Below are 13,238 nucleotides of genomic sequence, written 5' to 3'. Positions count from 1 at the left end.
GGCGGGGCTTTTACATTTTCAAGACGGGTTCACCCCCGTAATCCCGCCTTGAACTTCCCTCTTTGCAGCAACTCAAGGCCTTCTCGAACCTTGGGGGCGATGTTCGGCCGGTTGTGCGGGGTACGTCCAGTGAATAGATATTTAATATTTCTTTATGATCTAAATAAATCGATATTTATTCTTTTTAATAGATAAAAAACACAGGCACAGTTGAACCCATCAAGCACTCACAAGGAGCAGCACCATGGGTCTCAGACTTGGCGATATCGCCCCCGATTTCGAACAGAACTCCAGCGCCGGCACCATCCGTTTCCATCAGTGGCTGGGCGATAGTTGGGGCGTGCTGTTTTCCCATCCAGCGGACTTCACGCCGGTGTGCACGACTGAATTGGGCTTCACCGCCAAGCTCAAGGATGAGTTCGCAGCGCGCGGCGTCAAGGCCATCGCTTTGTCGGTGGACCCGGTGGAGTCGCACCACAGGTGGATCGAGGACATCAACGAAACCCAGGACACCGTGGTCAACTTTCCGATCCTGGATGACGCCGACCGCAAAGTCTCGGACCTTTACGATCTGATCCACCCCAACGCCAACGACACCCTGACCGTGCGCAGTCTGTTCGTGATCGACCCGAAGAAAAAGGTCCGGCTGACGATTACCTACCCGGCGAGCACCGGCCGCAATTTCAATGAAATCCTGCGGGTGATCGACTCGCTGCAACTCACCGACAACTACAAGGTGGCCACACCGGCCAACTGGCAGGACGGTGATGAGGTGGTGATCGTGCCGTCGCTTAAAGATGAGGATGAAATCAAACAGCGTTTTCCCAAGGGCTATCGAGCGGTTAAGCCTTACTTGCGCCTGACGCCGCAGCCGAACCGGTAAGTCTTCAGCATTTTTGGCGCAACTGATGCCGCCATCGCGAGCAAGCTCGCTCCCACATTTGTCCGCGTACCCCTGTGGGAGCGAGCTTGCTCGCGAAGGCGTCGGGTCAGACACCACAGGTTTCACAGTTAACAGCATCCACAAAGCAGGGGATTTCAGGCCGTTTCGACGGCCTGTTTTTTTGCCTGGAAGAAACAGCTTTCTATATTTCTTTAAGGTATAACCAAATGAATAAATATGATTTATGGATATATAAATCAACTGTTAAGGTCACTCCATCGAAGCGAGATCGCAAACCGCGAATCGCCAACACCGTGCAAGGAATCGTCTGAATGTTGGTTGTCTCACTCGGTGGCAGTCCCAGTCAGCGCTCTCGATCCGGGGTGCTGCTGGATCGCTCCCAGCGTTGGTTACAGGGGCAGGGCGTGGAAGTGGTGAGTTATCAGGTACGGGACTTCCCGGCCGAGGACTTGCTGCACGCACGCTTCGACAGCCCCAAGGTGATCGACTTGTTGCAACAAATTGAAAACGCCGATGGCCTGCTGATCGCCACACCGGTTTACAAGGCATCGTTTTCCGGAGCACTGAAGGTCGTGCTGGATTTGCTGCCCGAACGCGCCTTGAGCCACAAGGTGGTTCTGCCGATGGCCACTGGCGGCAGCATCGCCCACATGCTGGCGGTGGACTACGCGCTCAAGCCGGTGCTGTCGGCATTGAAGGCCCAGGAAATGCTGCAGGGGATTTTCGCCGTCGACAGCCAGATCGCCTACGGCGAAGGCAGCGCCCTGGCGCAGTTGGCGCCGGAGCTGGAACAACGACTGAATGAATCGCTTGAGCTGTTTTTCAGCGCCATGGCGCGACGGCCCAAGCCGCTCGATCCGAACCTGTTGAATGATCGTTTGTTGAGTGCTCGCTGGAGCATTTAAGCCTCACCGAAAATTGAAGTACTGGCCTTACTCGCCCGCCAACGGGCAAGCAGGTGCAGCCAAAACCCAACTGCAAAAAGGAGAGCGCCATGCGCCCTGTCATTTTGCGTCGTGGTCTGGTCGCTCTGTTTGCTGCGGCTGTCACCTTCGGCGCCATTACTCAAGCTCAGGCCGAGACTTTACGAATCGGCTATCAGAAATACGGCACCCTGGTGCTGCTCAAAGCCAAAGGCACCCTGGAAAAACGCCTCGCCGCCCAAGGCGTGGACGTGCAATGGACGGAATTCCCCGGTGGCCCGCAACTGCTTGAAGGCCTGAACGTCGGTTCCATCGACTTCGGCGTCACCGGTGAGACGCCGCCCGTGTTCGCTCAAGCGGCTGGCGCCGATTTGCTCTATGTCGCCTATGAACCGCCAGCGCCGCACAGTGAGGCGATCCTGGTGCCGAAGGACTCGGCGATCAAATCGGTGGCGGACCTCAAGGGCAAGAAAGTCGTCCTCAACAAAGGCTCCAACGTGCATTACCTGCTGGTGCGTGCGCTGGAAGACGCCGGCCTCAAATACACCGACATCCAGACCGTATTCCTGCCGCCGGCCGATGCCCGCGCCGCGTTCGAGCGTGGCAGTGTCGATGCCTGGGTGATCTGGGACCCCTACCAGGCCGCCGCCGAACAACAGTTGCAAGCGCGCACCCTGCGCGATGGCCAGGGCATCGTCGACAACCATCAGTTCTACCTGGCGACCAAACCTTATGCGCAGAAAAATCCCGAGGTGATCAAGACCTTGGTGGAAGAAGTGCGCGCGGTGGGCGAGTGGTCCAAGGCTAACCCGCAAGAGGTGACTCAACAGGTTTCACCGCTGCTCGGCCTGCCAGCCGACATCACCCTGACCTCGGTGAAACGCCAGGGCTATGGCGCGTTGTTCCTGACTCCGGAAGTGGTCGCGGCGCAGCAGAAAATTGCCGACAGCTTCTACCAGCTCAAGCTGATTCCCAAGCCGTTGAGCATCAAAGACGTGATCTGGACGCCGCCGGCCGCCGTTGCCAAAGCCCAATAAATCGATTCCCCAAGGAGACCACTCCATGAGCCTCAATATTTTCTGGTTCCTGCCTACCCACGGCGACGGCCATTACCTTGGCACCGCCGAAGGCGCCCGCGCCGTTGATCACGGATACCTGCAACAAGTCGCGCAAGCCGCTGACCGCCTGGGTTTTGGCGGGGTGCTGATTCCGACCGGACGCTCCTGCGAAGACTCTTGGTTGGTGGCGGCATCGCTGATTCCTGTGACCCAGCGTTTGAAGTTCCTTGTCGCCCTGCGCCCCGGGATCATTTCCCCGACGGTGGCGGCGCGTCAGGCCGCGACCCTGGATCGACTGTCCGGCGGTCGTGCGCTGTTCAACCTGGTGACGGGCGGTGACCCGGAAGAGTTGGCGGGCGATGGTCTGTTCCTCAGCCACGAAGAACGCTATCAGGCCTCGGTGGAATTCACCCGCATCTGGCGCCGGGTACTGGAAGGTGAAACCGTCGATTACGACGGCCAGCACATCAGCGTGAAGGGCGCGAAGTTACTCTATCCGCCGATCCAGCAGCCGCGTCCGCCGCTGTACTTCGGCGGCTCCTCGGAAGCCGCGCAAGACCTGGCCGCCGAACAGGTGGAAATGGTCCTGACCTGGGGCGAGCCACCGGCCGCCGTCGCGGAAAAAATCGAACAGGTTCGAGCCAAGGCCGCCAAGCTCGGACGCACCGTGCGCTTCGGCATTCGCCTGCACGTGATCGTGCGCGAAACCAACGATGAAGCCTGGAAAGCCGCGGATCGGCTGATCTCCCATCTCGACAACGAGACCATCGCTCGTGCCCAGGCTTCGCTGGCGCGTTTCGATTCGGTCGGTCAGCAACGCATGGCCGCATTGCACGGCGGCAATCGCGACAACCTGGAGGTCAGCCCTAACCTGTGGGCCGGCGTTGGTCTGGTGCGCGGCGGTGCCGGTACGGCGCTGGTGGGCGATGGTCCGACCGTGGCCGCCCGCGTGAAGGAGTACGCGGACCTAGGCATCGATACCTTCATCTTCTCCGGTTATCCACACCTGGAAGAGTCGTACCGGGTGGCCGAGTTGCTGTTCCCGCACCTCGATGTCGAACGTCCTGAACTGCCGAAGAGCGCCGGTTACGTCAGCCCGTTCGGCGAGATGGTCGCCAACGACATTCTTCCCAAAGCCGCGTCCCAGAGCTGAGGCGCGGTCATGAAGAAAATCATCCACAGCCTGGCGCCCTGGGCGTTGCCGGTGTTGCTGCTGGCGGTATGGCAATTGAGTGTGTCGGCGGGTTGGTTGTCGACACGGATCCTGCCGGCACCCATCGCCGTCATCGAGGCCGGTGTAAGTCTGGTGCGCAGTGGCGAAATCTGGACACACCTGGCGATCAGTGGTTGGCGTGCCGCGCTGGGCTTCACCATCGGTGGTGGTATCGGCCTGACGCTCGGCTTCATCACCGGCCTGTCGAAGTGGGGCGAACGCCTGCTCGACAGTTCGGTGCAGATGATCCGCAATGTGCCGCACCTGGCGCTGATTCCACTGGTGATCCTGTGGTTCGGCATCGACGAGTCGGCGAAGATTTTCCTGGTGGCGCTGGGCACGTTGTTCCCGATCTACCTCAACACCTATCACGGCATCCGCAACGTCGACCCGGCGTTGGTGGAGATGGCGCGTAGCTATGGCCTGAGCGGTTTCAGCCTGTTCTGGCAGGTGATTCTGCCGGGGGCGTTGCCTTCGATTCTGGTCGGCGTGCGCTTCGCCCTGGGCTTCATGTGGCTGACCTTGATCGTGGCGGAAACCATTTCCGCGAGTTCCGGCATCGGCTATCTGGCCATGAACGCCCGGGAGTTCTTGCAGACCGACGTGGTGGTGCTGGCGATTCTGCTGTACGCGGTGCTCGGCAAACTGGCCGACCTCGCGGCCCGTGGACTTGAGCGTGTCTGGCTGCGCTGGCACCCGGCCTATCAGGTTGCCAAGGGAGGTGCGGCATGATTGCGGAGCAACCTCCACGCCTGCTGCGCGGCATTCCGCTGGCGGTGCGCAAGCTGCAAAAAACCTTCGGCACGCGGCAGGTGCTGCGCGAGATCGACCTGCACATTCCGGCGGGCCAGTTTGTTGCCGTGGTCGGTCGCAGTGGCTGCGGCAAAAGTACCTTGCTGCGCTTGCTCGCCGGTCTTGATCAACCAACCGGCGGTGAGTTGCTCGCCGGTGCCGCGCCATTGAGCGACGCGCGGGAGGACACGCGGCTGATGTTCCAGGAAGCGCGCTTGCTGCCGTGGAAAAAGATCATCGACAACGTCGGTCTGGGCCTCAAGGGCAACTGGCGGCCGCAAGCGCTTGCAGCTTTGGAAGCGGTGGGCCTGGCCGATCGCGCCCACGAGTGGCCGGCAGCGCTGTCCGGTGGACAGAAGCAACGCGTGGCGTTGGCCCGTGCGTTGATTCATCAGCCGCGCCTGCTGCTGCTCGACGAGCCCTTGGGTGCGCTGGATGCCCTGACCCGAATTGAAATGCAGCAACTGATTGAACGGCTCTGGCAGCAGCACGGTTTCACGGTGTTGCTGGTGACCCATGACGTCAGTGAAGCCGTGGCGATTGCCGATCGGGTGATCCTGATCGAAGACGGCGCAGTCGGCCTCGACCTGCACGTGGAACTGCCGCGCCCTCGGGTTCGTGGCTCCCATCGGCTGGCGGCACTGGAAACCGAAGTCCTCAATCGCGTGCTGGCGCTGCCCGGCCAACCGCCGGAACCGGAACCTGTTTCACCCTTGCCTACGCAATTGCGCTGGGCTCAATAACTCAAGTCTTACCCAACGACAGGAATCAACATCATGACTATCAAGGCCATCAACGTTCGCAACCAGTTCAAAGGCTCCATCAAGGAAATCGTCCTCGGCGACGTGCTGTCGGAAATCGACGTGCAGACCGCGTCCGGCATTGTCACTTCGGTGATCACCACACGCTCGGTGAAAGAGCTGGAACTGGCGGTCGGCAGTGAAGTGATCGCGTTTGTGAAATCCACCGAGGTGTCGATCGCCAAGTTGTAAGCCACATGCGTAAACAACAACCCCGAAGGGTTTGAGCCCTTCGGGGTTTTTTCATGTGTGTTTGTCTTGAGCTGAGCGGTGCGGCCATCGCGAGCAAGCTCGCTCCCACAGGATTATTTGTCGTTCACAGAATCTGAATTCACTGAAGATCCTTGTGGGAGCGAGCTTGCTCGCGATGAGGTCAGTGAGCGCACTAGAGGTTCCGCTTGGGCAGATACGGTGGCAAATACAACCCCACATAAGCATCAAACACCCGCATCCCTTCCTCGGCCATGCGCGGCGTAATCTGCCCGTGCTGCTGCACCGAGCGCGCATACACCCGGTCGCCCAGCTCCATGGCCAGGGCGAACACATCGACATCACTCGGCAAGGTCGGCAGCTCGAAGTGATGGTCGAACAGCTTGTGCATCAGGTCGCCCAGTTCGATGTCGTGCTGGCGGTCGGCCTGGGTGACTTCGGTCAGGCCGTGCTGGGCCAGAATGAGTTGGCGGGCGGCGGCGTCCTCTGCATAGATGTCGAGCATGCGTTGTTCCACCAGTCGCGACAGATCGCGCCAGCCATTCAAGGCGTGGTGGTCGATAGGGGCTTGCAGGCAGGCGCGGAAGGCCGCATGGACGTCGGCGGTCAAGGCTTCGAGCAACGCCGGCACGCTGGCGAAGAAGTGGTAGACCGAGGAGGGCGGAATCTCCGCGCGCTCGGCGACGCTGTAGATCGACAGGCTGGCCACGCCCTCGGCAGCCAGCAGCGTGCGGGCCGCATCGAGTATCGAATCGATCCGGGCCTGGCTGCGTGCGCGGGGTTTGCGGGGGGTGGCTACGCGTGTCATGGGAGTCTCCTGCGGGGCTGCGGGCATTGTACGCAGAGCGCGAGGATGATCCATACCCTGTGGCGAGGGGGCTTGCCCCCGTTTGAGGGCGAAGCACTCCCAAACCCGGTAATCGTGGTATGTCTGATACACATGAGGGTGCATTTTTTGGGGCTGCTGTGCAGCCCAACGGGGCGGTGCGGCGTCCCGACAAGCCCCCTCGCCACAGGAGGCGGTGTTGGCCATAAAAAAACGCCGCAGGCTGTGAGGCCGGCGGCGTTTCTTCACTACTGCAACCGCTTACACGGTATGCAGGTACCAGTTGTACTCGAGGTCGGAGATGGAGTGTTCGAACTCCTCCAGCTCGCTCTCTTTACAGGCCACGAAGATATCGATGTATTTCGGATCGATGTACTTGGCCATGACTTCGCTGTCGTCCAGCTCGCGCAGTGCATCGCGCAGGTTGTTCGGCAGGCTCTGCTCGTTCTGCTCGTAGCTGTTGCCTTCGACCGGGGCGCCAGGCTCGATTTTGTTGGTCAGGCCGTGGTGCACGCCTGCCAGGACCGAAGCCATCAGCAGGTACGGGTTGGCATCGGCGCCGGCTACACGATGTTCGATGCGCACGGCGTCGGCGGAGCCGGTCGGTACGCGAATCGCCACGGTGCGGTTATCCAGGCCCCAGCACGGCGAGTTCGGCACGTAGAACTGTGCGCCGAAACGACGGTAGGAGTTAACGTTCGGGCAGAGGAAAGCCATCTGCGCCGGTAGGGTCTCGAGCACACCGCCGATCGCGTGACGCAGTGCGGCGTTCTGCTCGGGATCCTCACTGGCAAAAATGTTCTTGCCGTCTTTGTCGAGAATCGAGATGTGGACGTGCAGACCATTACCCGCCTGGCCTGGGTAAGGCTTGGCCATGAACGTGGTGTCCATTTCATGGTCGTAGGCGATGTTCTTGATCAGGCGCTTGAGCAGGACCGCGTAGTCGCAGGCCTTGATCGGGTCAGCCACGTGGTGCAGGTTGACTTCGAATTGCGCCGGCGCACTTTCCTTGACGATGGCGTCGGCCGGAATGCCTTGCTCTTTGGCACCCTCCAGAATGTCCTGGAGGCAGTCGACGTATTCGTCGAGGTCGTCGATCAGGTAGACCTGAGTCGAGTGCGGACGTTTGCCGGAAACCGGCGAGCGCGGCGGTTGCGGACGACCGTTCACGTTCTCCTGGTCGATCAGGTAGAACTCCAGTTCGAACGCGGCACAGATGGTCAGGCCCATTTCGTCGAACTTGCGCACCACATTGGCCAGCACTTCACGCGGGTCGGCGAAGAATGGTTCGCCTTCGAGTTCGTGCATGGTCATCAACAGTTGCGCGGTCGGGCGCTTCTGCCATGGCTCGTTGCATAGGGTATCGGGGATTGGATAGCAGATTCGGTCAGCATCGCCGATGTCCAGGCCCAGGCCGGTGCTTTCCACCGTCGAGCCATTGATATCCAGAGCAAATAGAGAGGCCGGCAGGTTGATGCCTTTCTCGTAAACCTTGTGGAGGCTGGTGCGTTCGATGCGCTTGCCGCGCACCACACCATTCATATCCGCAATCAGAAGGTCAACGTACAGAACCTCAGGATGTTCCTTAAGGAACGCGTTCGCTTCGTTAAGCTGAACGGCACGCGGGGGTACCGACATGATGCAACACCTTTGTTGTTAAAAATATCAATCATTGATCTTTTCAGATTCCAGTCAACCCGAACGGCATGCCGAAGTCAAGCGAGGCCTTTTTTGCCCTAAAAAAGCGCCCGTGTGGCTTTTTTGAGGCACTTTGGGGCGTTTTTATGCCCTTGGCCTCTATGGCGCCCGCAGGCTTGAGCGGGCCGTGTTGTATTTTTTACGGGGGTGTTGTGTAAAAAAATGAACAAGGCTAAGCTCGAATCAAACCCATAACAGCAATAATACCGGGGTGCTTCATGTCTCGCCTGCCGATAATCGGCGTCACCGACTGCTCAAGACAGGTCGGTCGGCATGCTTATCACATCAGTGATGACACGTCCGTCCGTTCCGTGGCCCCGGCGGTTCTGGTGATCCTCCCATCCGTGACGGTTCAACCGTCCCCGTCCGATATTCTGGACGGTCGCGATGGCACCCCCATTACGGTTACTCCATTCAATATAGAACCGATTCACAATAGCGGCCTGACCATTGTTCAGGGCACCGCTCGCGATTCTGCACGCCCGGCCTCTGCAGCCGTGTTGCCAAGCACGATAATCTGCCGCGCAAACGCTCTACAACGCGACGCCGATGCGTCAAACAACGCCTGACCTCAAAAGGGTCAGACAACTCAAGCCTAGAGGCATTTATGAGTAACAACCTCGACCAGCTCACCGATTGGTTGAAAAACCACAAGATCACAGAAGTCGAATGCATGATCGCCGACTTGACCGGGATTACCCGGGGCAAGATTTCGCCGACCAACAAATTCATCGCCGAAAAAGGCATGCGCCTGCCAGAAAGCGTTCTGTTGCAGACAGTGACCGGCGACTACGTCGAAGACGACATCTATTACGAACTGCTCGACCCGGCCGACATCGACATGATCTGCCGCCCCGACCAGAGCGCGGTGTACCTGGTGCCGTGGGCCATCGAGCCGACCGCCATCGTCATCCACGATACCTACGACAAGCAAGGCAACCCGATCGAGCTGTCGCCGCGCAACGTGCTCAAGAAAGTCCTGAAACTCTATACCGACAAAGGCTGGCAGCCGATCGTGGCGCCGGAAATGGAGTTTTACCTGACCAAGCGCAGTGACGACCCGGACTACCCGCTGCAACCGCCAATCGGCCGCTCCGGTCGCCCGGAAATCGGTCGCCAGTCGTTCTCCATTGAAGCCGCGAACGAATTCGATCCGTTGTTCGAAGACGTCTACGACTGGTGCGAATTGCAGGACCTGGACCTCGATACGCTGATCCACGAGGACGGCACGGCGCAGATGGAAATCAACTTCCGTCACGGCGATGCCCTGTCCCTGGCCGACCAGATCCTGGTGTTCAAACGCACCATGCGCGAAGCCGCGCTCAAGCACGATGTGGCCGCGACCTTCATGGCCAAGCCGATGACCGGCGAGCCGGGCAGCGCCATGCACTTGCACCAGAGCGTCATCGACATCGAGACCGGCAAGAACATCTTCTCCAATGAAGACGGGACCATGAGCCAGTTGTTCCTGCACCACATCGGTGGCTTGCAGAAACTCATTCCCGAGCTGTTGCCGCTGTTCGCACCCAACGTCAACTCGTTCCGCCGCTTCCTGCCGGATACCTCGGCGCCGGTGAACGTGGAGTGGGGCGAAGAGAACCGCACCGTGGGCCTGCGGGTGCCGGATGCGGGGCCGCAAAACCGTCGGGTGGAAAACCGCCTGCCGGGCGCCGATGCCAACCCGTACCTGGCGATTGCCGCGAGCCTGCTCTGCGGTTACATCGGCATGGTCGAAGGCCTGAACCCGAGTGCGCCGGTAGTGGGGCGTGGCTATGAACGCCGCAACCTGCGCCTGCCGCTGACCATCGAAGATGCGCTGGAACGCATGGAACACAGTTCAACCATCGAGAAGTACCTGGGCAAAAATTTCATCACTGGCTACGTTGCGGTCAAGCGGGCCGAGCATGAAAACTTCAAGCGCGTGATCAGTTCGTGGGAAAGGGAATTCCTGCTCTTTGCCGTCTGATACGCCGGGCGCCGCCGCTGCCTGGCGGCGCCTTCACGTGATTTTTTTAGGAGATTCGTATGACCAGCAACAATCCGCAAACCCGTGAATGGCAAACCCTGAGCAATGATCACCACCTGGCTCCGTTCAGCGATTTCAAACAGCTGAAAGAGAAAGGCCCGCGGATCATCACCAACGCCAAGGGCGTTTACCTCTGGGACAGCGAAGGCAACAAGATCCTCGATGGCATGGCCGGCCTGTGGTGTGTCGCAATTGGTTATGGTCGCGATGAACTGGCCGATGCCGCCAGCAAACAGATGCGCGAACTGCCTTACTACAACCTGTTCTTCCAGACTGCGCATCCGCCGGTACTGGAACTGGCCAAGGCTATCGCCGACATCGCGCCTGAAGGCATGAACCACGTGTTCTTCACCGGTTCCGGCTCCGAAGGCAACGACACCATGCTGCGTATGGTTCGACACTACTGGGCGATCAAGGGCCAGCCGAACAAGAAAGTCATCATCAGCCGCAAGAACGGCTATCACGGTTCCACCGTGGCCGGCGCGAGCCTGGGCGGTATGACGTACATGCACGAACAGGGTGACTTGCCGATCCCGGGTATCGTTCACATTGCCCAGCCGTACTGGTTCGCCGAAGGCGGCGAAATGACCCCGGAAGAGTTCGGCGTGTGGGCGGCCAATCAGCTGGAAGAAAAGATTCTGGAAGTCGGCGTCGACAATGTCGGTGCCTTTATTGCCGAGCCGATCCAGGGTGCCGGTGGCGTGATCATTCCGCCAGAGACCTACTGGCCGCGCATCAAGGAAATCCTCGCCAAGTACGACATTCTGTTCGTGGCTGACGAAGTGATTTGCGGTTTCGGTCGTACCGGCGAGTGGTTCGGCAGCGATTTCTACGACCTCAAGCCAGACATGATGACCATCGCCAAGGGTTTGACCTCGGGCTACATCCCGATGGGCGGCCTGATCGTGCGTGACGAAGTGGTGGACGTGCTCAATGAGGGCGGCGACTTCAACCACGGTTTCACCTACTCCGGGCACCCGGTGGCGGCGGCTGTGGGGCTGGAAAACATCCGCATCCTGCGCGACGAAAAAATTGTCGAGCGCGTGAAGTCCGAAACGGCACCGTATTTGCAAAAGCGTCTGCGGGAATTGAACGATCACCCGCTGGTGGGTGAAGTTCGTGGGGTGGGTCTGTTGGGGGCCATCGAACTGGTCCAGGACAAGGCCACACGCAAGCGTTTCGAAGGCAAGGGCGTCGGCATGATCTGCCGTCAGTTCTGCTTCGATAACGGCCTGATCATGCGCGCCGTCGGCGACACCATGATCATCGCTCCGCCACTGGTGATTACACCGGCGGAAATCGATGAGCTGGTGACCAAGGCTCGCAAGTGTCTTGACCTGACCCTGAGTGCATTGCGGGGCTAAGTGCTAGGCTCTGAGCGGAGGTTCAAAGTTCTACATATGAAGTAGGAACTTTCGCTCAGAACTGTCAGAAAGCGTGGCCGTTTCCTTGAAAGACCGATGTGGATCTTGCCAGACTAGCCGCGGTTCCAGTTGCCCGGGTTCGGTCGCTGAACAAGTGGTTCAAAAAAGAAAAATTTGGAGCATTACGCATGAAGGCACTAGGTAAAAAGCTCGCTGGCAAGACTCTGCTTGCCATGTCCGTAATGGGTTTGATGGCCGGCGCGGTTCAGGCCGATGACAAAGTACTGCACGTGTACAACTGGTCCGACTACATCGCACCGGACACCGTCAAGAAGTTTGAAGACGAGTCGGGCATCAAGGTTGTCTATGACGTCTTCGACAGCAACGAAACCCTTGAAGCCAAGTTGCTGGCAGGCAAGTCCGGTTACGACATCGTTGTACCGTCGAACAACTTCCTGGCCAAGCAGATCAAGGCTGGCGTCTACCAGAAGCTGGACAAGTCCAAGCTGCCTAACTGGAAGAACCTGAACACCGACCTGCTCAAGGCCGTTTCCGTGAGCGACCCGGGTAACGAGCATGCCTTCCCGTACATGTGGGGTTCGATCGGTATCGGCTTCAACCCCGAGAAGGTCAAGGCTGTACTGGGTGCCGACGCGCCGACCAACTCCTGGGACCTGCTGTTCAAACCTGAAAACGCCGCGAAGTTGAAGGCGTGCGGTATCAGTTTCCTCGATTCGCCAACCGAGATGATTCCGGTGGCATTGCACTACCTGGGCTATCCAACCGACAGCCAGGACAAGAAACAACTGGCCGAAGCCGAAGCGCTGTTCCTGAAAATTCGTCCTTCGGTAGGTTACTTCCACTCGTCCAAGTACATCTCCGACCTGGCCAACGGCAACATCTGCGTGGCCGTGGGTTACTCGGGTGACATTTACCAGGCCAAGTCCCGCGCGGAAGAAGCCGGTGGCAAGGTGAAAGTCAGCTACAACATTCCCAAAGAAGGTGCCGGCAGCTTCTACGACATGGTCGCCATCCCTAAAGATGCCGAAAACGTCGAAGGCGCCTACAAGTTCATGACCTTCCTGCAGAAGCCGGAAATCATGGCTGAAATCACCAACGCCGTGCGTTTCCCGAACGGTAACGCGGCTGCAACTGCGTTGGTCGATAAAGACATCACCAGCGACCCGGGCGTTTACCCGCCGGCGGACGTGCTGGCCAAGCTGTACGCGATTGCCGACTTGCCGGCCGCGACCCAGCGGATCATGACCCGCAGCTGGACCAAGATCAAATCCGGTAAATAAGCCGGTTTGATGCAACAACCTGTTGTCGCCGCCCGCGCGGTGGCGGCAGCAGGTGTAATTAAATGACAGAAAGTTTTGCTGGAACGGTTTTTCGAGGGTAAGTTGCGCGCCGGTTTTGTTGCC

The 13,238-nt window shown here is 59.2% G+C and carries 12 protein-coding genes; 10 read left to right on the top strand and 2 right to left on the bottom strand.

Annotation, left to right across the window (positions count from 1 at the left end; translation table 11 throughout):
• Positions 1-244 precede the first annotated feature (244 nt).
• From J4D25_RS24175 to J4D25_RS24145, 7 genes are all read left to right on the top strand, one after another.
• Entirely contained in the window at positions 245-883 is a 639-nt protein-coding gene (locus tag J4D25_RS24175; protein ID WP_057712843.1) for a peroxiredoxin, read from the top strand.
• 332 nt (positions 884-1,215) lie between these two features.
• A complete protein-coding gene (gene ssuE, locus J4D25_RS24170; RefSeq protein ID WP_007993145.1) occupies positions 1,216-1,809 on the top strand; it encodes an NADPH-dependent FMN reductase in 594 nt (197 codons plus the stop codon).
• A gap of 89 nt (positions 1,810-1,898) precedes the next feature.
• Positions 1,899-2,864, top strand: coding sequence for a sulfonate ABC transporter substrate-binding protein (locus tag J4D25_RS24165; RefSeq protein WP_057712844.1), 966 nt, complete (start codon positions 1,899-1,901; stop codon positions 2,862-2,864).
• A 25-nt stretch (positions 2,865-2,889) separates the two neighbouring features.
• A complete protein-coding gene (gene ssuD, locus J4D25_RS24160) occupies positions 2,890-4,038 on the top strand; it encodes an FMNH2-dependent alkanesulfonate monooxygenase (RefSeq protein ID WP_057712845.1) in 1,149 nt (382 codons plus the stop codon).
• A 9-nt stretch (positions 4,039-4,047) separates the two neighbouring features.
• Entirely contained in the window at positions 4,048-4,830 is a 783-nt protein-coding gene (gene ssuC, locus J4D25_RS24155; RefSeq protein ID WP_057712846.1) for an aliphatic sulfonate ABC transporter permease SsuC, read from the top strand.
• Positions 4,827-5,633 carry an aliphatic sulfonates ABC transporter ATP-binding protein gene (gene ssuB / locus J4D25_RS24150; RefSeq protein WP_057712847.1) on the top strand — a complete coding sequence of 269 codons (807 nt, stop codon included), beginning with the start codon at positions 4,827-4,829 and terminating at the stop codon, positions 5,631-5,633. Before ssuC ends, ssuB begins: the two co-directional genes overlap by 4 nt.
• Positions 5,634-5,666: 33 nt before the next feature.
• Positions 5,667-5,882: a molybdopterin-binding protein gene (locus J4D25_RS24145; protein ID WP_007967989.1), complete on the top strand. Its 216-nt coding sequence runs from the start codon at positions 5,667-5,669 to the stop codon at positions 5,880-5,882.
• A gap of 193 nt (positions 5,883-6,075) precedes the next feature.
• Here the strand turns inward: J4D25_RS24145 and J4D25_RS24140 are convergent, their stop codons facing one another.
• Positions 6,076-6,708 (bottom strand): TetR/AcrR family transcriptional regulator, encoded by a 633-nt coding sequence (locus J4D25_RS24140; protein ID WP_057712848.1) that lies wholly within the window; start codon positions 6,706-6,708, stop codon positions 6,076-6,078.
• A gap of 279 nt (positions 6,709-6,987) precedes the next feature.
• Positions 6,988-8,364, bottom strand: a complete 1,377-nt coding sequence (locus tag J4D25_RS24135) for a glutamine synthetase family protein (RefSeq protein ID WP_053163627.1) — start codon at positions 8,362-8,364, stop codon at positions 6,988-6,990.
• Between the two features lie 667 nt (positions 8,365-9,031).
• Between J4D25_RS24135 and J4D25_RS24130 the strand changes: the two genes are divergently transcribed.
• The 3 genes from J4D25_RS24130 (at position 9,032) to J4D25_RS24120 (ending at position 13,115) form a co-directional block, all read left to right on the top strand.
• Positions 9,032-10,390: a glutamine synthetase family protein gene (locus J4D25_RS24130; protein ID WP_057712849.1), complete on the top strand. Its 1,359-nt coding sequence runs from the start codon at positions 9,032-9,034 to the stop codon at positions 10,388-10,390.
• Positions 10,391-10,449: 59 nt separating this feature from the next.
• Entirely contained in the window at positions 10,450-11,814 is a 1,365-nt protein-coding gene (locus J4D25_RS24125) for an aspartate aminotransferase family protein (protein ID WP_057712850.1), read from the top strand.
• A gap of 188 nt (positions 11,815-12,002) precedes the next feature.
• Positions 12,003-13,115, top strand: a complete 1,113-nt coding sequence (locus J4D25_RS24120) for a polyamine ABC transporter substrate-binding protein (protein ID WP_057712851.1) — start codon at positions 12,003-12,005, stop codon at positions 13,113-13,115.
• The last annotated feature ends 123 nt before the right edge of the window (positions 13,116-13,238 follow it).

It is taken from the genome of Pseudomonas sp. GW456-L13, from assembly GCF_017350115.1.
In the GTDB taxonomy this organism is placed as follows: Bacteria; Pseudomonadota; Gammaproteobacteria; order Pseudomonadales; family Pseudomonadaceae; genus Aquipseudomonas; species Aquipseudomonas jessenii.
This window is presented reverse-complemented; position numbering and strand designations above follow the sequence as displayed.